This window comes from Nostoc sp. S13, assembly GCF_029379315.1.
In the GTDB taxonomy this organism is placed as follows: Bacteria; Cyanobacteriota; Cyanobacteriia; order Cyanobacteriales; family Nostocaceae; genus Nostoc.
In genome coordinates, this window is sequence record NZ_JAQYWQ010000066.1 from 1 (window position 1) to 22402 (window position 22402).

Annotated in this window: 18 protein-coding genes and 2 pseudogenes; 14 read left to right on the forward strand and 6 right to left on the reverse strand. The window is 41.6% G+C overall.

All coding sequences use genetic code 11. The features are described 5' to 3' along the window. Positions 1–281 precede the first annotated feature (281 nt). Positions 282–407, reverse strand: a complete 126-nt coding sequence (locus tag PUQ00_RS32875) for a hypothetical protein (RefSeq protein WP_366145966.1) — start codon at positions 405–407, stop codon at positions 282–284. A 132-nt stretch (positions 408–539) separates the two neighbouring features. On the opposite strand from PUQ00_RS32875, the gene PUQ00_RS19640 reads away from it, so the two are divergent. From PUQ00_RS19640 to PUQ00_RS19670, 7 genes are all read left to right on the forward strand, one after another. Next, positions 540–863: a phasin family protein gene (locus tag PUQ00_RS19640; protein ID WP_190896299.1), complete on the forward strand. Its 324-nt coding sequence runs from the start codon at positions 540–542 to the stop codon at positions 861–863. Positions 864–941: 78 nt separating this feature from the next. Further along, a complete protein-coding gene (locus tag PUQ00_RS19645; protein ID WP_300419725.1) occupies positions 942–1463 on the forward strand; it encodes an FKBP-type peptidyl-prolyl cis-trans isomerase in 522 nt (173 codons plus the stop codon). A 148-nt stretch (positions 1464–1611) separates the two neighbouring features. Further along, positions 1612–1818 carry a hypothetical protein gene (locus tag PUQ00_RS19650; RefSeq protein WP_300419727.1) on the forward strand — a complete coding sequence of 69 codons (207 nt, stop codon included), beginning with the start codon at positions 1612–1614 and terminating at the stop codon, positions 1816–1818. Between the two features lie 538 nt (positions 1819–2356). Beyond that, positions 2357–2569, forward strand: a complete 213-nt coding sequence (locus PUQ00_RS19655) for a hypothetical protein (RefSeq protein ID WP_300419728.1) — start codon at positions 2357–2359, stop codon at positions 2567–2569. 179 nt (positions 2570–2748) lie between these two features. Then, positions 2749–3915 carry a PepSY-associated TM helix domain-containing protein gene (locus PUQ00_RS19660; RefSeq protein WP_300419730.1) on the forward strand — a complete coding sequence of 389 codons (1167 nt, stop codon included), beginning with the start codon at positions 2749–2751 and terminating at the stop codon, positions 3913–3915. A 50-nt stretch (positions 3916–3965) separates the two neighbouring features. Beyond that, entirely contained in the window at positions 3966–5906 is a 1941-nt protein-coding gene (locus PUQ00_RS19665; RefSeq protein ID WP_300419733.1) for a TonB-dependent receptor, read from the forward strand. Positions 5907–6027: 121 nt separating this feature from the next. Then, positions 6028–6726 (forward strand): TonB-dependent receptor, encoded by a 699-nt coding sequence (locus PUQ00_RS19670; RefSeq protein ID WP_335029459.1) that lies wholly within the window; start codon positions 6028–6030, stop codon positions 6724–6726. Between the two features lie 96 nt (positions 6727–6822). On the opposite strand, the pseudogene PUQ00_RS19675 reads toward PUQ00_RS19670, so the two are convergent. The 3 genes and pseudogenes from PUQ00_RS19675 to ruvC all read right to left on the reverse strand — a co-directional run. Next, positions 6823–6930, reverse strand: a pseudogene (locus PUQ00_RS19675) (transposase family protein); the annotation flags it as partial. Next, entirely contained in the window at positions 6914–7039 is a 126-nt protein-coding gene (locus PUQ00_RS19680; RefSeq protein WP_300419736.1) for a hypothetical protein, read from the reverse strand. The pseudogene PUQ00_RS19675 and the gene PUQ00_RS19680, both read right to left, overlap by 17 nt. Before the next feature lie 134 nt (positions 7040–7173). Continuing rightward, positions 7174–7665: a crossover junction endodeoxyribonuclease RuvC gene (gene ruvC / locus PUQ00_RS19685; RefSeq protein ID WP_300419738.1), complete on the reverse strand. Its 492-nt coding sequence runs from the start codon at positions 7663–7665 to the stop codon at positions 7174–7176. A gap of 174 nt (positions 7666–7839) precedes the next feature. Here ruvC and PUQ00_RS19690 point away from each other — a divergent pair, with 174 nt between their 5' ends. Continuing rightward, complete coding sequence (locus PUQ00_RS19690) at positions 7840–9210, forward strand: YvcK family protein (RefSeq protein ID WP_300419741.1); 1371 nt, start codon at positions 7840–7842, stop codon at positions 9208–9210. Positions 9211–9348: 138 nt separating this feature from the next. Then, positions 9349–9822 carry a tRNA (adenosine(37)-N6)-threonylcarbamoyltransferase complex ATPase subunit type 1 TsaE gene (gene tsaE / locus PUQ00_RS19695; protein ID WP_300419744.1) on the forward strand — a complete coding sequence of 158 codons (474 nt, stop codon included), beginning with the start codon at positions 9349–9351 and terminating at the stop codon, positions 9820–9822. A gap of 800 nt (positions 9823–10622) precedes the next feature. Here the strand turns inward: tsaE and PUQ00_RS19700 are convergent. Further along, a complete protein-coding gene (locus PUQ00_RS19700) occupies positions 10623–11798 on the reverse strand; it encodes a patatin-like phospholipase family protein (RefSeq protein ID WP_300419747.1) in 1176 nt (391 codons plus the stop codon). Between the two features lie 191 nt (positions 11799–11989). Beyond that, positions 11990–13309: a dihydroorotase gene (locus tag PUQ00_RS19705; RefSeq protein WP_300419750.1), complete on the reverse strand. Its 1320-nt coding sequence runs from the start codon at positions 13307–13309 to the stop codon at positions 11990–11992. 310 nt (positions 13310–13619) lie between these two features. On the opposite strand from PUQ00_RS19705, the gene lepB reads away from it, so the two are divergent. The 5 genes and pseudogenes from lepB to PUQ00_RS19730 all read left to right on the forward strand — a co-directional run bounded on the left by lepB (position 13620) and on the right by PUQ00_RS19730 (position 21864). After that, a complete protein-coding gene (gene lepB, locus PUQ00_RS19710) occupies positions 13620–14261 on the forward strand; it encodes a signal peptidase I (protein ID WP_300419752.1) in 642 nt (213 codons plus the stop codon). Positions 14262–14403: 142 nt separating this feature from the next. Beyond that, positions 14404–15006 (forward strand): transposase, encoded by a 603-nt coding sequence (locus tag PUQ00_RS19715; RefSeq protein WP_335029448.1) that lies wholly within the window; start codon positions 14404–14406, stop codon positions 15004–15006. 89 nt (positions 15007–15095) lie between these two features. Beyond that, a pseudogene (locus PUQ00_RS19720) lies at positions 15096–15877 on the forward strand (MOSC N-terminal beta barrel domain-containing protein). A 615-nt stretch (positions 15878–16492) separates the two neighbouring features. Further along, on the forward strand, positions 16493–20032 hold the full coding sequence (locus PUQ00_RS19725; RefSeq protein ID WP_300419755.1) for an ATP-binding protein: 3540 nt from the start codon (positions 16493–16495) through the stop codon (positions 20030–20032). Then, entirely contained in the window at positions 20029–21864 is a 1836-nt protein-coding gene (locus tag PUQ00_RS19730) for an EAL domain-containing protein (RefSeq protein ID WP_300419757.1), read from the forward strand. Before PUQ00_RS19725 ends, PUQ00_RS19730 begins: the two co-directional genes overlap by 4 nt. The last annotated feature ends 538 nt before the right edge of the window (positions 21865–22402 follow it).

A 22402-nucleotide genomic window follows, 5' to 3' on the forward strand; every position in this document is an offset into this window, starting at 1 on the left:
CTATTAGACCTATCCACAAATAAACCTCAAAATAGCTGAAACCCTTACATAGCTGACTTTTTAGCTTATATAAAACAGGAACCTCTAAAACCCTCTCCAGAGCTAGGTTTCAGCCAAATAAAGTTCTCATTTCCGGATAAGTCTATTGGATAGGATTTTTTCAGTGCTGGAATAAATTTGTCTTCAATAGTCTGCAAATCTGCTTGGGGTAAGGCTTTCCACTGCTTCCGCGTTGTCCAACGAATGATCAGGATAACTTCTGTGTAGTCATTGGGGCTGATTCAAACATCTTTACCGAGAAATCTAGGATATTCAGCCAGCACTGTTGTCCAAATTTGTGCGTCCTTCTGGATAAAATCTTCGCATAAATTCGGGGCAACCTTAAACTTAAGGAGTTCTATAACCATGCCCTTTGAACCCTGTGCTTGCTAATTTGCCAAAATAGAGCTGTAGGCTAGAATAACTACGCTTTAAGCATAGCTTAATTGCCTACACTCAGGAGCAAGGGTCGGCTGGTTAATAAGTAAGAGGAAGGGATTATGGACAGCAACAACTGGTTGCAACAGCTAATGATGGTGGGTCTTGGCACAACGTCTTTAGTAGCAGAAAAACTGCGGCAAGTCAGCGATGATTTAGTTAAAGACGGTAAGCTCAATCCTGAGCAAGCCAAGGCGGTAATAGATGATATTGCCCAGCAGTTAAAGTCGGAACAAGGAAACTTCGATGTCCAAATGCAAAGGCAAATGCGAAATATGATGCAAGATTTGGGAGTAGCTCGCCAGTCAGAAGTGGACGAACTGAGGGGCAGAATTGACCGTTTAGAGCGTCAACTGCGCGATTTAGAAAATAAGCTTTGGCGTTAGAATGCCCTTTCTGATTTAAACTAATTGTGTCCTGTTGGTAATCTTTCTGCCTGGATACTTAAGTAAGGAGAACTGATTTTGAAACCAATTTTTCTCAGCGTGGCGTTCATGCTGGTGTGTGTTGTACTTTTGGTTGTGGGACAAGTAGGCAGTAAACAGAACACTGCCATTGCTGCCCAGTTAACCCAAACGCCGCCAGCGTCCACAATTCTAACTGAAAACAATATCTTAATTGCGAGTAATACTATGTCTGATGCTAATGTCGTAACTACCTCCTCTGGATTAAAGTATGTCGAGTTAAAAGAGGGGACTGGGGCGACTCCTCAATCTGGACAAACGGTTGAAGTCCACTATGTCGGCACTCTAGAAGATGGAACTAAGTTTGATAGTTCACGCGATCGCGGCCAACCCTTCAGCTTTAAAATTGGCGTTGGACAGGTAATCAAAGGTTGGGACGAAGGACTTAGCACCATGAAAGTAGGCGGTCGTCGTCAGTTAATCATTCCCCCAGAGTTAGGTTATGGCTCTCGTGGTGCAGGTGGGGTGATTCCGCCCAACGCCACTCTAAATTTTGATGTGGAATTGCTGGGAGTTAAATAGAGACTGGGGACAAGGGAGAATTATTAAAAGAAGTTTCTATTCTCTCTGTTCCCAATTCCCGATCAAATAAATCACTATTTGATCAGGTACACTTTTTCAACTCAAGAGCCAGACTTAACAATTCAAAATTCAAATCACCACTTCTAAGTTGTGGGCTGAGTCTGGCAACAATGCAATTATTATTACTTGGGATGAAGATAGTAATCCCTCTAATAAAGCTAAAATCCAAGGTTGCTGTGGTTTTGACCCTGATAGTAACGCTAACTTTGGCGGCGGTCACATTGCGACAATTGTGATTACCAACCACGGCTTACGGGGCATTGTGGATAACACACCCTATAATCATTACTCATAGGTATATTGAGAGTTATTTTTAATTAGCACCAGCACTATATAGCAACTTTACTACTTTTAGACTTTAAATTAATAGATAATATTTATCAATAATAGTTAATAAACTAATTGCAACTATTCGATAAAATTCTTTGTGTAGATAGTTAAGTAGAGATAAATCTGTACGATGAGGGCTTTCTGAATACTGATACTTTGCACCAAATATTACATATTTTAATTACTCAGTAGTAGGCTCAAAACCCCTAATTTATCAAGAAAAGTCTAAAAAAGTAACTTGATCGGGCTGTTTTTACCCTAGTCTTAGTTTATACGATTAGGTACAAGATGTCAGGATATCGACTTGACATCAGAAAAAATTTGTATGAATTAGTACTAATCAAGAGCAGTAGTATTCTTGAAATTTTCCTTCGATTGTGTAAATTATTATTTGTTTCTATTTCATTAAGCTTGCTTTTTAATGCAAATAGATTTCAATAGTCTTTAAATGAAAGTATTTATCAACTAGATATTCAGTGGTGTAACGGAGTCAGAAAACAATAATGAAGTGTAAACAGTTTGTTCTCGGTCTATTGCTGACAGGTGCGATCGCGGTGTTAGTGACAGAACCTACTAGAAGTGACGACATATCATCACTTAGAGTTCATAAGAGTACAGTGTCCACCAATGCTAACGAAGACTTTACTCAGCAAACACGCCTGATTACCAAAGAGCAGATTGTTGAACCAATACTGACAAATTCGGCAAGTAAGTGAGATAAAAAATCCAGCCAAGAGCGACCAATTGTTATTAGTGCAGTCGCTAACACAATAAACAGCGCCTTCCGAAGAAATCGTGCAAGTTTACGATTATCGGATTCAGTAACCGTGCGGTTTTTATCACCTTTATTTCTGCTGCTTAATATGCTGTTGTTTTTGCTCAAGTAGTCTCTACCATGCCCGCAAAAAAGCTCCGTCATCTGACCTTTATTCTGCATCGCATCCTGGGTTTTGCGATCGGATTGATTGCCATCCTAGTTAGTTTAACTGGCAGTCTGATCGTTTTCCAGCGCGAAATCAACGAGTTTCAACAGCATCAACAGTTTGGCGCTATCTTCCCTAAAGGCGATGCCTACGGCAACCCAAAGTGGGAACGCTTTTCGCTGGAAGTTATCCTGGATATTGTCAAAGCCGCCTATGCCAACCTGCCAGAAATGGCATTGCAAAGGGTTTATTTCCCAACTAAACCGGATGATTTCTTTAATGTCGTCATCTCAATTCAGGGCAGCGATTGGGTAGAAGTCTACGTCAACCCTTATACGGGGGCAATTCTGGGCAACAGTCTGCATCCCAATGCTGTACAGCACTTTCTCCAGATTGTTTATGAACTCCACACCTCGTTGAAATTGGGCGATCTGGGTTTAAAGATTCTCGGTGTTGTGGGTTTGGTAATGTGCATCGTTGTGATCACGGGAATTATCTTGTGGCCGGGTTGGCGCAAGCTGATGGCAGGCTTCAAAATTAAGTGGGATGCCCACCCCAAGCGGCTTAACTTCGATCTACACAAGGTATCTGGTATTACTGCCGCCATATTTTTACTGTTCACATTTTTCACTGGATTTGCCTGGAATTTGGGCTATGTTGACCCTCTGATTCGTGCCATTACCTTCAGTCCTTCGCTGCCTGAGCTTGTTCTCTCTGTGCCGTTAGCAGGTCAATCTCCTCTACCTCTGAGCCAGCAGATAAAAACGGCTCAACTTGCCCTACCCGACGGAACATTGCGGAGCATTGACTTAACGACAGATCCGAAAGCGCCTCTGCGATTGCGGATGAAGCTCCCCCAAGAACGTGAGGAATATGGCATGAGCAATGTTTATCTCGATCAATACAGTGGTCAGGTTTTACGAGTTGATAATTCGTTAAAGGCATCGTTAGGCGACAAGATTCTCAATTCCTTCCAGCCATTGCACTTTGGCACCTTCGGCGGCTTACCCACCCGCATTCTTTACATCTTCGTTGGTCTGGCTCCGTTAATTCTATTTATTACTGGCTTTGTGATGTGGTGGTATCGCAAACGCAAGCAAAAAGATGCTTATTCTCAGAAACAGAGTTATATAAACTAATTCTCAAATAATCGGCTTTGTTTTAAGAAATACTATTAACTGTGTGGAGTATGAAACTATTGCGTAGGCGTAGCCCGTCGTTGACATCGTTGTTTATTTCCTGTTTTTTTATTGCTGTGGTCATACAACCAACTCAGGCAAAGGAAGTAACTGAAATTTCTCGTCTACAGGAACAAAACCGTTCCGCAAGAACAGTCAAAGAATGGTTGGCTCAGATAGAACAACAGAACCCTCCTGACCAAGGAGGGAAACAGGAGAGTGAAGTTGTACAAGTTACCTCAGTCAAAGCAAATCCCACTGATAAAGGTGTGGAGGTGATTTTACAAACTTCCATTGGGCAACAATTGCAAGTAGTAAATCGCAGTTCGGGCAATAACTTTATTGCTGACATTCCCAATGCCCAACTGCGTTTACCCAACGGTGACGCTTTTACATTTCGCTCAACTTCTCCAATTGCAGGTGTTAGCGAAATAACGGTAAGAAACTTTGATGCTACTACTATCCGGGTGAGTGTAACAGGGGAGGCAGGTGTACCAATTGTTGAGTTGTTTGACAGTCCAGATGAAGGTATTATCTTCTCTGTGGCTAGTTCTGCATCTTCTGCACAACAGCCTCAAATGCAAAACCCCACCCATTCAGGACAGAGTGAGGGGTCACAACAAACACAACCTAGTCTTCCATCAACACAGAGTGATGAGCCAATTGAACTTGTGGTTACAGGTGAGCAAGATGGATATACTGTGCCAGATACAAGTACTGCAACTAGGACTGATACACCTTTACGTGATATTCCCCAGTCGATTCAGGTGATTCCCCAACAGGTGATCAGGGATCAAGGAATCACACGAATTACCGATGCGACTCGCAACGTTTCAGGCACAACGATCGCATCGGGCTACGGCAACCTCATTGGAGATGTCCGTGTTCGTGGCTTCTACAGTGGTTTCTTAAGGGATGGATTTGCCAGTCAGCCTTTCTTTGTCGATGGCGGCAATATTGAACAAGTAGAGGTGCTAAAGGGGCCTGCTTCGGTGCTATACGGCGCATTAGAGCCAGGTGGAATCGTGAATTATGTCACCAAGAAACCCTTGAGTAATCCTTTCTATGCAGTCGATTTAACTGCCGGAAGCTACGACTTCTACAAAAGTACGATCGATTTGACTGGGCCCCTTAGCAATGAAAAACGATTGCTGTACCGCTTGAATGTTTCCTATGAAAACTCCGGTAGCTACCGAGATTTCATTGACAATGATATTCTTTTCATCGCTCCCGTTGTCACCTATCAGGTTAGCGACTCAACCGACATCACCTTAGCCTATGAATATCTAAACGCGAAACTAGGATTTGATCGCGGCTTGCAACCTGTCTCTGCCTTTTTAAAAGTGCCTATAAATCTGAATATCGCCGAACCTGATGATTTTCAAGACAACGAGGAGCACCGCCTCAATTTAACGCTGAATCATCGGTTTAATCAGAATCTACGCCTGAGAAGCGGCTTTCTCTACCTCTCTGAGAAGTACAACAGTCTTGTAACTCAACCCGGAGACCTGGCCGCAGACGGTCGCACGTTGACAGATCGATCATACTTTGGTGGTTCGAGTGACGTTGACAACTATGCGTTGCAAACGGATTTGATTGGTGACTTCAAAACCGGTTCGATCGCCCATCAAGTGCTGTTGGGGTTGGAATGGCGCAAAAGGTATCAGGCTGATCAGGGTATCGGTGGGGTTTATGAAGGGTCATTCGATATTTTAAATCCAGCCTATGGCTTACCACGCATAGCAAATCCCAATAGTTTCTTCGAGCAAACCACCACGACCACCGGCATCTACCTGCAAGATCAGGTGACATTGCTCCCAAATCTCAAATTACTAGCTGGCGGCAGATATGATTTTGTGGAATACAGTAGTGGGGACGGTCAATCCGCGCCGACTGAATTTTATGATAGTGCTTTTTCACCCCGCATTGGCATTAGACCTATCCACAAATAAACCTCAAAATAGCTGAAACCCTTACATAGCTGGCTTTTTAGCTTATATAAAACAGGAACCTCTAAAACCCTCTCCAGAGCTAGGTTTCAGCCAAATAAAGTTCTCATTTCCGGATAAGTCTATTGTCTATCAGCCCATTGAACCGATTTCGCTCTATGCCAGCTACAGTAGTTCCTTTGTTCCCAATAATAATTCTAGAACTGTCAGTGGACAACCGCTAGAGCCTTCGCGCGGGACTCAGTATGAAGTAGGCATTAAAGCTGAACTTTTTGATAAACGATTGTCAGCCACGCTTGCAGTGTATGACATCAGTAAAACCAACATTCCGACTAGAGACCTTGATAATACCACTGATAATCAGGAATACTTTATCGCGGTTGGAGAAGTAAAAAGCCGGGGGATTGAACTAGATATTGCGGGGGAAATTTTACCCGGTTGGAAGGTGATTGCTTCCGGTTACTTAAATGATGCGTTTGTGAGTAAAGATAACAATCTGCCCGAAGGTCGCCGCTTGACAAATGCACCAACTCAGGGAGCGAGTTTGTGGACAACTTATGAAGTTCAAACGGGTAACTTGAGAGGATTGGGAATTGGGGCAGGGATGTTTTTTGTGGGCGATCGCACTGCCAACATCGACGATCCATTGACCCTTCCTTCCTATGTCAGAACCGATGCTTCCATCTCCTACAAACGGGATAACTGGCGGGCAGCCCTCAACTTTAAGAACATCTTCAATGTCAAATATTACGAATCAAATGACTACCTCACTTTCCCTCAAGCACCATTTACCTTACAGGGCACAATTTCAGTGACCTTTTGATCCCCCCTAACCCCAGCAGGGCGAACACGTCTTATTTACTAATAAAAACTAATAAAGATTTCAAAATCATCTAGATAATTGTAAAATTTGCTCTAATAATACAGCACACACGGCAATGGTAATGATATCGATTAACATGTGTCGTTTGGTACGAGCTATGCGTGGATCTTGTATCAATGCAAAGTGGTCAGCGATCACTTTCATAGACCACTCTGCCGTAGTCACTATTCCACACTTCATCTGCGATCGCCATACTCGGCGCAGCAGCCAAAACAAATACTGCACTGACAATTACTAGTTGCTGAAGCTTCATTGCACTCCTGATTTCTAGTAAGCATATAACACCACAGACAGATGATATCGCTTGCGGTCATAAAACTAACAATTAGAGTGTTGGCACTGTCAACAGGGAATAATCAGCGACTTCAATTACCTATGTACAACAACCTACACCTGAAACCAAGCAGTCAATGCTACTGCCAAAGCATCCGCAGCATCATCTGGCTTGGGAATTTCATCTAAATCTAACTCCCGCGCCACCGCCTCTTGCACTTCTGACTTATCAGCATTGCCATAGCCTGTTAAAGCTTGCTTAATTTGAGCAGGAGTAAACTCTACGTAGGGAAGACGACGCTGGCCCAACACCAATACGAGTACACCCCGCGCCTGTGCAACCACGATTGTACTTGACATCCGATAAAAGAATAGTTTCTCGATCGCCACCAAATCCGGTTGCAACTCCTCCATCAGCGTGTGTAAATCATCAAACAAAGTACATAGGCGCTGTCCCATTTCTACATCTGCTGACGTTCTAATTACCCCAAAATCCAGCATATTTACTGTAGTTTCTTGCACCTTGTGAGAAATTTGTGTACAGCTAATTGCCCCAAATCCTAAAATTGCTAGTCCTGGATCTAATCCTAAAATTCGTTTTTCCATTAAATTTCCTTTTATCAAGCCAGGATATTGTTTAACTAGAAATACTGGCAATCTTGACCACTTGCTCTTACTCTAAAGGAATTGAAAAATATAATAGTTCCACGCCTGGTGTTTTAAACCAAGTGGTATACATTTTCTGTTAATTATTGTTTGTAGCACTGCTCCAAATCAGGTATGTCAATTGGTTTTCTCAGACAAGCCCTCAACGCCTTGCAAAAGCAATCGCGTTCTCGTACTTCCTATCGGGTTAACCAGTGGTTCAAATGGTTATCCCCTGGACTATCGGTAAAACGTTGGTTGTTGATTAGTGTTGGGGGTGTACTGCTGGCGAGTTTGGGATTAGCTATCTGGATTAAGCTGACCCCAATTTTTTGGATAATCGAGTTGGTTAGGGGTTTCCTGGGAGTAATCACTAACATGTTACCCAACTATATCAGTGGGCCTTTGGTGCTGCTTGGCGGCTTGCTGTTAGTGCTTTGGGGACAAACTCGCACTGTAGGCTCAATTACTAAGGTACTAAGAGCAGAAGGCGGAGAGGAACTCATTGATGTCTTGCTGGCCCATCGTCGATTATACCGAGGCCCGAAAATAGTGGTAATTGGTGGTGGTACGGGACTTTCTACCTTGTTGAGGGGACTGAAAACCTACAGCGCTAATATTACTGCGATTGTCACTGTCGCCGATGATGGTGGATCTTCTGGGCGGTTGCGTGAAGAGTTTGGAGTGCTACCACCAGGGGATATTCGTAACTGTTTGGCTGCACTAGCAGATGAAGAAAAGCTATTAACAGAATTGTTTCAATACCGTTTTCGGGCTGGAGATGGGTTAACGGGTCACAGTTTTGGCAATTTGTTTTTAACCGCAATGAGTGATATTACTGGAGATTTAGAACAAGCAGTTGCAGCCAGTTCCAAAGTGCTAGCGGTACGGGGACAAGTACTACCAGCAACTCTCAGTGATGTTCGCCTCTGGGCAGAATTAGCCGATGGTCGCCGCATTAATGGGGAGTCTAGCATTCCCAAAGCTGGCGGTAAAATTATTAAAATTGGCTGCATTCCAGCTAATCCTCCGGCGGTGCCAGCAGCTATTAAGGCACTTAAAGAAGCTGATTACATTATTATTGGCCCAGGTAGCCTTTATACTAGCCTGATTCCTAACTTATTAGTACCAGAAATTGCCGATGCGATCGCTCAAACAGATGTCCCCCGTATTTATATCTGCAATATCATGACTCAACCAGGAGAAACTGAAGACTACACTGTTGCCGATCATATCAGAGCAATTGATGCTGCTTGTGGGCAAAGACGGCTATTTGATGCTGTGCTAATACACAACAAATCTCCCTCGGAGCAATCACTCATCCGCTACGCTCAACAAAACTCCCATGCCGTTTTCCTGGATAGAGAAGCCGTAACTCAGCTAGGGCGAAGGATTGTTCCAGCTAATGTTTTGTATGAAGATGAAACGGGTTTTGTACGTCATAATCCGCAGAAGCTAGCACGAGTGTTATTGCGGTGGTACGGTAGGGCTCATCACGGAAGATAAAAATTTGTCATTTGTCATTTGTCATTTGTCTTAGAAGTTCTGATGGTCGGAAGCCTCCGCTCAGAATTCTCTGTTTGTCATTTGTCTTTTGTTTAGACTAATGACTAATGACGAATGACTAATGACTAATGACTAATTATGAAAATTTTTCTTGCAGATACAGAGGTGACACTACGTTTAGGTATTACTCTTGGTGAATCGCTCACCCGTGGCAGTGTAATTTTACTAGAAGGTGATTTAGGTGCTGGTAAAACTACCCTAGTTCAAGGTATTGGCAAGGGTTTGGGAATTGCTGAACCGATTGTCAGTCCCACTTTCACCCTGATTAATGAGTATACAGAAGGACGCCTCCCCCTTTACCACCTGGATTTATATCGCTTAGAACCACAAGAAGTTGCAGCCCTAAATTTAGAAAGTTACTGGGAAGGTGTTGAGGTCATAGCAGGAATTGTGGCAGTTGAATGGGCAGAACGATTGCCCTACAAGCCAGATAGTTATTTAAGTGTGAGTTTGACTTATGGGCATGGGGGCGCTCGTCAAGTCGAACTCATACCATTCAATTGCGCCATTAGCGAAGTTATTGCTGCGATTTCAGCTCATCTTTGGCCTTAATTACCAGAGATTTCACTTTTTTGATCACAACACTAGAAAATTTCTGCAAATAGTCGAGGAAGAACTCTACACTCGTCCTATCTGCCACTACCACGCTCACCATTGTAAGTTACTAACATTGTTATCTCAACCAAAAATAAACGAAAGAATTGTTCAACAGTAGAACTATTGCAATAGAGCAAATGTAAATAAACTGTTGTTGGGTTTAATGAGAGTTTTTACAGAACTTAGTCAGCTTGGTTGAACCAGATTAGCTTTCTACTGTTATTCGGAGATCCAACCCTTGATTATTTAGCAGCGAAAGCTAGTACAGAAAAGTTAAACAACAATCAAGTTCTGTAGAATTCGTCTAATTTTCCCTACACTTAGTATTCCCAAGTTAGGTTCACAATCTATACAAAAGAACAAACTAGTTGATGATTTTTTCAAATAAGTTTAAATAATCTTAGTTATCAAAGAATTATTATATTTACATCTGTAATTAGCGCTAATTTCAAGGAAATATTAAATGAAACATCTCGTATTTCTACGATAATTATGTAGAAGTACCAGATGTTTCATCTTATTTTAGTTGACATTAATATGTCTACGTAGATGCACTATCTATAGTAATCCCAATTGAATCATGAGAAAATACGGAGATTAAAAATAGATATTTATAAGCTTTCAAGCCTTTTACTCTCTCACAAATAATTTAGGATTGCTCTAGTAGTCTGTCAAGTTTAAATTGATGAGTAAGCAGGTTTGTAGTCAGGACTAAAATCCTTACTGCAAACCATCAAAACTAGCTTGACAAAGTACTAGTTATCTCTAATGAAAGAAGTGATCGCCTCTTTGATCGGAGAACCGTAGTCGTCTCTGGTATAGTAAGTAAGTCCTTTATCGATGAATGCAGAGGTAGTATCTATTAATTGCTGAAGAACCTCCGAACTAGTGTTATCTATTTCTTGACTAACTTTTTCCCCTGTAAATCGGTTTTTTCGATCTTCTGGAGGTAATACAATACGAGGATCTTTAAAAGTCTCTTTTGGCTTGGCTTTAAATGTTTCATTTAAGTCAAACTGAAGACGTAAGTAACGTTTAGAATCGTATCCACCCATGATTTGTCGGCAAATTGTACTACCAATTTCAGATGTAGGTTCCATAAAGATATTAGTAAGATTTTTTGCCCAGTCGAAGCCTCTCCATTTGCTTATTTGCTTATATTGATATGGTTCACCGGTTTGACCTGTGCCAATAGAAAGAATAGAAATATCTTCCAATCGGAGATTTTCCAGTTTATATTTTTGCTTGATTGTTGGAGAGACTGAAGACTGACTGATTCTCATAACTAGACTCAAAGCTGCGAGAGAGGGGTTATTAGCAGAAACTCCTCCATCAATGTGTGGAAATTCCCAATCACCAAATTTTTCTTTATCTACAGGTTCTAATTTATATGGTGGAAAAAAAGTGGGAGCTGAGGCAGAAGCGGTACATATCTCCCATAAATAACATTCATCAAACCATCTGTCTCCTAGATCGGGATGACAATTTGTAAAAAAGGTTGTATTACGATATAGGGTATCGTAAGCAAGAATCAAAATAATCGGTTTTTCAATATCCTTTATTCTTGTGGATTTATACGCATCTTTGAGGACGCTAATAATTCCATCATGAGAATATTTAGGTGGTGAAAGTACATCCAAAATGGATTTTATGATGGGCGGTAAGTTTTTGTAGCGGTCTTTTCTCTGCTGCGGGAATATATCTTTACCCCGATCTCTATACAGTTTGATAAGTTGATCACTCTCGTTTCCAATAGCAATCCCTCCTGTTAAGATTGAACCAGTAGAAGTACCAGCAATCAGGTCAAAGTATTCGTGCAAAAAGTTTCCTTTCCCCTGATTTCTAATTTCTTGCTCTACTTGTTGAAGTATTCGGGCTGCAATGATTCCACGAATACCGCCACCGTCTAAAGCCAAAATTTTGAAGGACATAGCAATTCTCCTTGATTATTTCTTTTGATGTATGGCAATCCGATTTGATTCTTGAACTTATTTGCGTAGGCAGGGAGTAGGGAGTAGGGAATGGGGAATCAGCCCTTTCGAGTTGTACGGAGTTTTTTCAAAAATCAAATAGGAGTCCTATATAACCAGTTGTCTACTACGTAAGCTTAAATAAATATCTGCTACAAGAAAGTTAAAGCTTGACCCCGCACTTGGGTATTTACCTGACCTTTGTCATAAACTATCTCACCACCGACAATAGTGGTTGTAACCCAACCGGTGAGGTTCCAGCCTTCAAAGGGACTCCAACGGCATTTGGTTAAAAGTTCTTCGCGCCGGACTGGATGGTATGTGTTTAAATCTACAAGCACTAAATCGGCATCGTAACCAGGTGCGATCGCTCCCTTATTGGGAATACCATAAGCCACAGCTACAGCTTTGGACATCCAGTTCACAACTTGAGCCAGAGTACACTGTCCCTGCATCGCCGCAGTTAACATTAAAGCTAGGGAAGTTTCCACCCCAGGCATTCCCGAAGGACTATTCGGGTATTCTTGAGCTTTTTCTTCTAAGGTGTGCGGCGCGTGATCTGTCGCGATGAAATCAATCACGCCATCGCGCAAAGCTTGCCAGAGAACTTCGTTATCGTGGGGCGATCGCAAAGGTGGATTCATCTGTGCTAAAGTACCAATCTGCTCATAGGCACTAGTATTCAACAACAAATGCTGTGGTGTCACCTCTGCTGTCACCCAACTAGGTTTATTCTGACGCAGCAAATCTGCTTCTTCGGCAGTTGACATATGCAGAATATGCAGACGACGTTGATATTTTTCAGAAAGTTTTAATGCCAGTTGAGTTGCAAGCACTGCTGCTTGATTATCTTGAATTTGAGAGTGAACGGCTGGATCGTGAGTGTTGGCAAATTCTTGGCGGCGTTGGTTGATTCTAGCTTGGTCTTCGGCATGAACGGCAATCAAGCGAGCGCCTTTAGCAAATATAGCCTCCAATGTTGTTTCGCCATCAATCAGCAATTGACCATGCATCGACCCCATGAAAATCTTAATTCCCGGTGTTGGCTTTGCCGAAACCAAATCTGGTAGATTCTCTGCTGTTGCCCCAATAAAAAAGCCATAATTAACCAAGCACTTCTGGGAGGCACGGTCTAGCTTGTCGTCTAAAGCCTGCTGTGTCGTTGTCAGGGGGCGCGTATTCGGCATTTCTAAAAAAGAAGTAACTCCACCTTTAGCACAGGCACAACTGGCGGTGAACAAATCTTCCTTGTGTTCTAGTCCAGGTTCCCGGAAATGCACCTGCGGATCAATAACTCCTGGCAACAAAGTTAACCCTTCTGCGTCAACTTCAGTGGCTAGTGCTGTTTGGGAGATTTCTGGCGCAACTTCGACTATTTGGCGATCGCGCGTCAACACATCCCCAATCATCAGTTCACCATTGGGTAAGATTATCTGAGCGCGGCGAATCAGTAAAATTTTTGGAGATGACATAGGAATAAGAAATTCAAAATTCAAAATGGGGAAACGCAATTTTAGCAAGCATCCTGGTTATCGACTCAATCTAAATTCAAACAAGGGCAGCTTATGTGTTACAGAGAACTATGCTTTTAGGTTAAACTGAGTCGCGATCGGAGTAACCAATTTTTGCCGTGCCTTAAGAAAAAGTTTATTTTTAATTTATGAAGAACCCCGTCAAGATGCGAACATGACTAGGAAATTAAAGTTTTCCCGTTAAGATTAACAGATAAAGTCTCACTAGGCGAGTTAATTACCTACATTTTTCTTTCAGTTAAGTAATTTCATGCAAAATCAAGTGTCTGATAACAACTCTAGTCAACAACCTGATAATTCCTGGATCGCAGAGCTAGGTAGAACAATTGTATTGAGCATTGTTCTAGCTCTGGGAATTCGTACCTTTGTTGCTGAAGCACGCTGGATTCCTTCTGGATCGATGGAACCAACTCTGCATGGTACGCCAAACCAGTGGGAGGCAGACAAAATCATTGTCGATAAGTTGAAGTATAAATTTGCTGACCCGCAACGGGGAGAAATAGTAGTATTTTCACCTACAAAAGAACTACAAAAAGAACAATACCAGGATGCTTTTATTAAACGTATAATTGGCCTGCCTGGAGAAAAAGTACAACTCAAGGATGGCAAAGTTTATATCAACAATAAATCTCTCCCAGAATCTAATTACCTCAGTTCTGGACAGAGTACAGTCATTGATGTTTGCCAATCAGGGCCACAGCCACCTTTTTTGGCAAAACCCCAGACTATACCAGCCGATTCATATTTAGTACTAGGTGACAATCGTAACAACAGTTATGATGGCCGCTGCTGGGGTCTTGTCCCCCGTCAGAATATTATTGGACGTGCTGTAATTCGCTTCTGGCCTCTAAATCATATTGGCGGAATAGATAAATCGCCACTATACCCATAATTAACAATATTGATCAAATGGATAAGTAACAAAAGAATTTGAGATTTTAGATTGGGGACTGCTAAATCACAAAAAGAACGCCGAACGGCACGGAAGCCACTTGACTTTCAGGCAGTGGAGGAAGTGCCAACGGCAAATTTATTTGCCGTCAATTATAAAAGTTGGAAAACCACAGGGCTTTTGGTCAAATCGACTGGCGGCAATTACAGAAAAACGTAATCGTACAATGCGAGATGCCGTTAATAAAGCTGCAAGAATTGTAATCAACCATTGCATAGACAATAAAATCGGCACTATCGTTTTTGGATGGAACGAGAGGCAAAAAGACGGTGCTGATATGGGCAAGAAAAATAATCAAAAGTTTATTCAAATACCAACATCTAAACTTAAAGGACGTATCGCCCAATTCTGTGAACAATACGGCATTTATTTTGTTGAAACGGAAGAAAGCTACACTTCAAAGACATCATTTCTGGATAATGATGTCCTGCCTACAATCGGTGCAAAACCCCTTCACGCTTGCGTCTTTGTTGGCGCAGCCTCTCCGTCAGGAGAAGGAGAAGGGTGGAAAAGTAGCGGAACTCGGATTACTAGAGGTCAATTTCAAACCTCAACTGGAATCAGAATAAATGCAGACTGCAACGGGGCAGTCAACATAATCAGAAAAGTAGCTGCGATATTTAAGTTTGACTTAAGTGGAGTAGGTAGAGGCATTTTAAGTATGCCTAAAAAAGTTCTTTTATAGACTCTTCAGAAATCTCAGTCGCCTGACTCGCGGGGAAGCTTAACAATCTTTAATCCAAAATCCGAAGTCTAAAATCCAAAATTGCTATGATGCCTTACCTAGCAAAGATTTTATTGTATCCCGTTAAGTCACTGGATGGTGTTGAAGTTGAGAACGCTAGAGTTCTTGCCAGTGGCGCACTACAGCATGACCGCGAGTTTGCAATTTTTGACGAACAGGGTAAATTTGTCAATGGCAAGCGTCATGCTAAAATCCATTTACTAAGGGCGCAATTTGCACTCTTAAATAGAACTATCTCGTTGCAAATCCCAGGCGACGACTTACAACAAATTTTTCATCTGGATGAGGAACGGCAAGCATTAGAAGCAACCTTGAGTGATTTTTTTAAGTTTGCTGTCACATTGGGACAAAACTCTCTGATAGGTTTTCCTGACGATACATCTTCACTTGGCCCAACGGTAACTAGTACGGCAACGTTGGCAGAAGTAGCTTCTTGGTTTCCCAGTTTAAGTGTACATGAAATGCGCCGTCGGATGCGTGCCAACATCGAGATTGATGGTGTACCAGCATTTTGGGAAGATCAGCTATTTAGTGAGGTGATTTAGTTTCCTTTCGAGTGGGAGATGTGCATTTTTTTGGGGATAAACCATGTCAGCGTTGTATAGTCCCAACACGCGATTCTTACTTAGGGGAAGCTTACCCAAACTTTCAAAAAATCTTTGCAACCCAGCGACAAGCAACTGTGCCAAATGGGGTTGCTTCATCGCCTTTTAATCACTTTTACAGATTGAGTGTCAATACCCAATTACCCCCATCCTCAGCCGGAAAAATTTTACAACTTGGCGATGAGGTTGGTATGCTTTCACAATAAAATTTTGAGACTGGAAAATCAAGACATCAGCAATTAAAAATTAAATTTAGGGTTGGGTGCTAATGGCAACCTGAATTTTAGAATGGCATACTGAAGCTTATCGGTTAAATTCAGTTTATACGAGAAAATCTGTTGACACATTGCCAGATCAAACTGAGCAAATTCAGGTGCGCGCCCAACCTACGCAATAGACTTATCCACAAATAAACCTCAAAATAGCTGAAACCCTTACATAGCTGGCTTTTTAGCTTATATAAAACAGGAACCTCTAAAACCCTCTCCAGAGCTAGGTTTCAGCCAAATAAAGTTCTCATTTCCGGATAAGTCTAATGTGTACGATGTCACTGAGCTTGCCGTACCCCTACTCAAAAGCCAAGCTACGCGCAGCGTCTCGTAGAGAAGTGCGGGCTACGCCTACACAATGTTTGAAAATTAGACCTTGGAGGAACTCAGTCAATAAAAAAGTATAAAAAAGTACTTTTGTTTTTTCTACTAAATAATAATGCAAAAATATATCATAGTTAAAGCGATCCCACGCCGTAATTATACTAAGATTAATTGTAGCGGATATGGCAAAAATTCCGATAGTGGATGCTGGGGAAGAATTAAACAATAATGTTATCCAAAATTCAGCCCGTCAATTCTATTAATCGCTTAGTTGGCAAAGTTTATACCAAGATGCCTCTGAGGTATGTTCTGATTGTCCCCTTCATATTGCAAATTTGTGGGGCGGTGGGACTTGTAGGCTATCTTTCGTATCAAAACGGGCAAAAAGCGGTAAATGAGCTTGCTACTCAATTAGAAAATGAAATCTGCGATCGCATTGAACAACATCTTGATAGCTATTTAGCAACTCCGAAGCAAATCAATCAAATCAACTTAGATGCAGTTGAGCTAGGTTTGCTCAACCTTTCTGACTTTAAAACCACCGGAAATTACTTTTGGAAACAAATGCAGGTTTTTAATGTTGGCTACAACAGCTTTGCCAATCCCAAAGGTGAATTTATCGGTGTTGAACGTCTAGATAATGGCAAGCTTTTGATTAATGAAGTTAGCGAAAAGTATGGCATAGGCAAGCTTTATGTTTATACTACAGACAACCAAGGAAATCGCCGCCATTTCCAGGAAGTCAAAAATTACGATCCTCGTCTAGAAGCTTGGTATGCAGATCCAGTTAAGGTAGGCAAACGAGTTTGGAGTCAAATTTATCAATGGGAAGATAAACCAGAAATTTTATCCATATCTTCCAGCTATCCTGTCTACGATAAAAACCGCAAATTTGTTGGGGTGATTAGTGTTGATTTGATCTTGTCACAAATCGGCAAGTTTTTAGGCAGCTTAAAGATCAAAGAGTCGGGCCAAACTTTTATTTTAGAGCGTTCTGGGTTAATAGTGGCTTCTTCTAGCGAGCCATCATATACCATCATTAATGGTAAAGGAAAACGTCGATCAGCATTAGATAGTCAAAATTCTCTAATTAGACTCACAACACAGTCTTTGATCAAACGCTTTGGCAGTCTTAATTTTGCTGTGGGGAAGCAACAGCTAAGTTTTACTGCCGATGGAATGCGTTATTTTGTGCAGGTAAAAAGTTGGAAGGACGAACTGGGTTTAGATTGGTTAATCGTGGCTGTGATTCCCGAAGGCGAATTTATGCAGCAAATTAACGCTAACACCCACATTACCATTTTGCTGTGCATAGTTGCTTTTTTAGTAGCTACAAGAATTGGGATTTTGACTGCTCGCTGGGTAATTAAGCCGATTTTACAATTAAACACATCAGCTAAGAAAATTGCTAAAGGTGAATGGGAGCAAACACTAGAAATTCAGCGCTCCGATGAGCTGGGGGAACTAGCCAAGTCATTTGAAACTATGGCAAAACAACTCCAAGCATCGTTTAGTACTTTGTCAGCAAAGAATGCCCAGATGCAAGTCTTAAATGAGGCGCTGTCTCACAGTCAGAGTCGGCTAACTCAATTTTTAGAAGCCATGCCAGTAGGTGTATTTATTATAGATTCTGAAGGTAAACCTTATTATACAAATCAAATTGGGCAGCAAATTCTTGCTCAAGGAACGATGTCTAATGATAAGCCGCTACGCATCTACGCCGAAGTTAGCACCGAAGAATTGTCAGATGTATATCAAGTTTACCTTGCCGGGACAGATCAACTTTACCCCAGCGATCGCCTGCCGATTTTGAGAGCATTGCAAGGGGAAAGCACCAGAGTTGATGATATCGAAATTCGCTATTGTGACAAAATTACTCCCATTGAAGTTTTTGGAAAGCCAATTTATGATGAATCGGGGAATCTTGCTTTTGCAATCGCCACATTTTTTGATATCACCCAACGCAAACAAACAGAAAAGTTATTAGCAGAATACAATCGCACCTTAGAGGCTCAAGTAAAAAAACGTACTGAAGAGTTCCAGCAAGTTATCGAGCAACTGCAAACCACCCAAGAAGAACTGATTCAATCGCAAAAAATTGCCGCAGAGGAACAACAAGCAGCCATTCGTGAAGCAGCGCGAAGCACCGCAGCCAACCTCGCCAAAAGCGAATTCCTCGCTAATATGAGCCACGAACTGCGTACCCCACTCAATGCCATTCTTGGTTTCACCCAAATCATGAGCCGAGATTATTCGCTATCTAGTGAACATCAAGAAAACTTGGCAATTATTAATCGTGCTGGCGAACATCTACTCAACTTAATTAACGACATTCTCGAAATGTCTAAAATTGAAGCTGGCAGAATCAGATTAAATCGCACTAGCTTTAACTTAATTCATCTGTTGAAGAACTTAGAACAGATGTTGCAGTTGCGTGCTGCATCTAAAAATTTAGAATTAGTGTTTGAATATACAGAAACTGTTCCTGAATACATAGAGACGGACGAAAATAAACTGTGTCAAATCTTGCTCAACCTGTTAGGAAATGCCATCAAATTTACTGATGCGGGAAGGGTGACGCTACGGGTGAGATGGGAGCAGGGAGAGATAAGGGAGCAAAATCTTCCTCATCCCCCTCATCTTTTCTTCGAGGTACAAGACACTGGTTGTGGTATTGCCCCCCAAGAAATTGACTTGCTGTTTGAAGCTTTTGAACAAACCGAAATCGGTAGAAAATCGCAACAAGGGACGGGACTAGGTTTGGCGATTAGCCGTAAATACGTACAACTTATGGGAGGAGATATTACTGTCAGCAGTATGCCTGGTGTCGGTAGTACATTTGCGTTTGATGTTCAGATTGCTCTAACTTGCCCCAGAGAAATCCCGACAAACGAAATTAAATACCAAATTCTAGCTTTAACACCTACTGAAAAAGCATACCGCATCTTAGTAGTTGACGACTCCAAAGAAAGCCGTTTATTGCTAGTTAAAATTCTTACGCCTCTAGGCTTTGAAGTCATGGAAGCTACTGATGGTAGTGAAGCGATCGCTAATTGGGAATCTTGGCAACCACACTTGATTTTTATGGATATGCGAATGCCGGTCATGGACGGTTACGAAGCCACAAGAATTATTAAAGCTAGAGCAATTCAGGATGGGGAATGGGGCACTTGTACTGAGGGTTGCCGTTGGCGCAGCCTTTCGCAGAGAAGTATAGGGCATGGGGGCAAGCCTGCGTTGAGGCAGCTCTGTGTTGCCAAAGTTCCCAAAGTTATAGCAACTGCGCCAACAGATCTGGCTCTCCCTTGCGACTTCTCTGGGGTAACACAGGGCTGCTGCAATACACACACGATGATTATTGCCCTAACTGCTAGCGCCTTTGAGGAAGAACGCCAGAAAATTTTGTCCATTGGCTGCGATGATTTTATTCGCAAGCCATTCACACAGGAAGTACTATTGGAAAAACTGAGCCAACATCTGGGCGTAAAGTATACCAACCAACTAGAAATCACACAAGGTGCAATTGTTGATCAACCTACACAGATGTTTCTCAGTGTTGCCGAACTCCTGAGCCGTTTATCACAAATGTCACCTGAGTGGCTCCAACAGATCTACTATGCCGCAGCCAGCTGTAGCGATGAACTGATTTTAGAGTTAATTAAGCAAATTCCATCAGATAATCCTCAACTTTTCCAAGCTCTCCGGGATTTAGCAAATAACTACCAGTTTGAGAAAATCATCGAATTGACTATAACAAACGTAAAATGAATTACGAGCCTTTAAACCGTAATAAAAAAGATATTTTGATCATTGACGATATGGCGGACAACCTCCGGGTTTTATCCTCCATATTGACAAGGGATGGGTATAACGTTCGTAAAGCCTTGAACTGGCAAATGGCACTGACAGCAACTCAAACATTATTACCAGATTTGATATTACTCGACATTATGATGCCAGAAGTAGATGGCTATGAAATTTGTCACACTTTTAAAGCTTGGAAGCTAACAGCTGATATTCCGGTGATTTTTATAAGCGCTTTAGATGATGTTTTTGACAAAGTTAAAGCTTTTAGGGTAGGTGGTGTAGACTACATCACCAAACCTTTTGAGTTTCAAGAAGTTTTAGTGCGCGTGCAAAATCAACTGGCATTGAGGTCGGCGCAATTAGAAATATTGAAATTAAATGTGGAACTGGAACATCGGGTAAAACAGCGAACTGGCGAACTAGAAAAAACTCTACAAAAACTCCAACAAGAAATAACTTCCCGCCAGAAATTGCAAAGTAAACTGCTAGATATAGCACTCCATGATTCACTGACTGGATTACCAAACCGAGTTTTGTTTATCAAGCGACTAGAAAATGCTCTAAATCGTACCAAGCAAGAATCTAGTTATCAGTTTGCGGTACTTTTTTTGGACTGCGATCGCTTCAAACTTATCAATGATTCTCTTGGTCATTCGGTGGGAGATGAATTGCTGATAGCTATCGCTCACCGCCTGCAAGGATGTTTGATACCTATTGATACTCTAGCACGATTGGGCGGTGACGAATTTGGAATTCTCCTAGAAAATATTACAGATATTAATATAGCAATCCAAGTTTCTGAACGGATTCTGCAACAGCTATCACTTGCTTTTAAACTGTCAAGATATGAAGTATTTATGAATGCCAGTATTGGTATTAGTTGGGGCAATAAGGATTACGATCGCCCAGAGTATTTACTGCGGGATGCTGATACGGCAATGTATCGGTCTAAGGCTCAAGGAAGAGGCAAATCTCACGTTTTTAATCCAGCGATGCATCAAGAAGCTATTCAGCTTTTAGAGTTAGAAAATGACCTGCGAAGGGCTGTTGAAAGGCAAGAATTCCTCGTTTACTATCAGCCAATTGTTTCCCTGACTACAGGCAGAATTTCTGGATTTGAAGCCTTGGTGCGCTGGCAACATCCGATTCGCGGTCTGGTTTATCCCATAGAATTTATTCCTCTGGCAGAAGAAATAGGTTTGATTAATGCCATCAATACTTGGGTATTACAGTCAGCTTGTCATCAACTAAGCATCTGGCAACATCATCTAGTGATGCCAGAACCGCTAACTATGAGTGTCAATTTGAGTGCAAGGTTATTTTCGCAGCCTAATTTTGTAGAACAAATTGACCGAATAATTTATGAAAATAAAATAAATCCTGCGTACTTAGAATTAGAAATTACCGAAAGTGTAATTATGGAAAATACTAATGCGATTAAAATAATTCTTCAACAACTAAAACAGCGAGAAATCAAGTTGATTATGGATGACTTTGGTACAGGATATTCCTCATTGAGTTACTTGCACAGCTTTCCTTTCAATGCACTTAAAATTGATCAATCTTTCGTCAAACGTATGCAGGATAACAAAGAGAATATGGGGTTAGTACCAGCAATGATTAGTATTGCCAACTCAATGGGGATGAGTGCGATCGCTGAAGGTGTCGAAACACAAGAACAGTTAGCCCAATTGAGAAGTTTAAACTGTAATTTTGCTCAAGGATATCTGTTTTCTAAACCCATAGAACAACAATTGGTTCTTAAGTTGCTTGCCGCAGCACCTCAATGGTAGCTATCAAATAGTATGTGGAAAAAATTTCATTAGTTGACACTCGTCTAGATAATCTGCGCGTGCTATGGCGTTTATTAATAAGAATGAGATAGAGCTTAATCTCACACCGATAAAGCTGTGCTTTATCTTCCCTCTTCGTGAGTTAATAGACGGATTGGAGGCAAGGTTTTGATCTGTACTTCATGCAGATGGAAACCACTATATCTACTATACTGCTGTTGAGTAGGTGGGTTTAATTAAATATATCGCGGTTCCCGACCTGGTGGGGTAGGTTTTTAAAGCTACTAATACCAATTTTGTATGAAGATGCGCTAAACCATATTTAAGTACAAGAAAGAAAAACGAACCGCATTCGCGTTAGCGTCTCCCCTTGGGAGAAGGACGCAAAGGACACAAAGAAAGAAAGAAAGAAGTTAAAAGGGTTTAGCGCAGCCTCACAAAGAAATGGTATAACCTTGGTAAACAAGATTTGCGTGTACTTCAGTTGCTTAGGAAACGCTATAAAATCACTGTAGCTGTAGCTGTAGCTGTAGCTGTA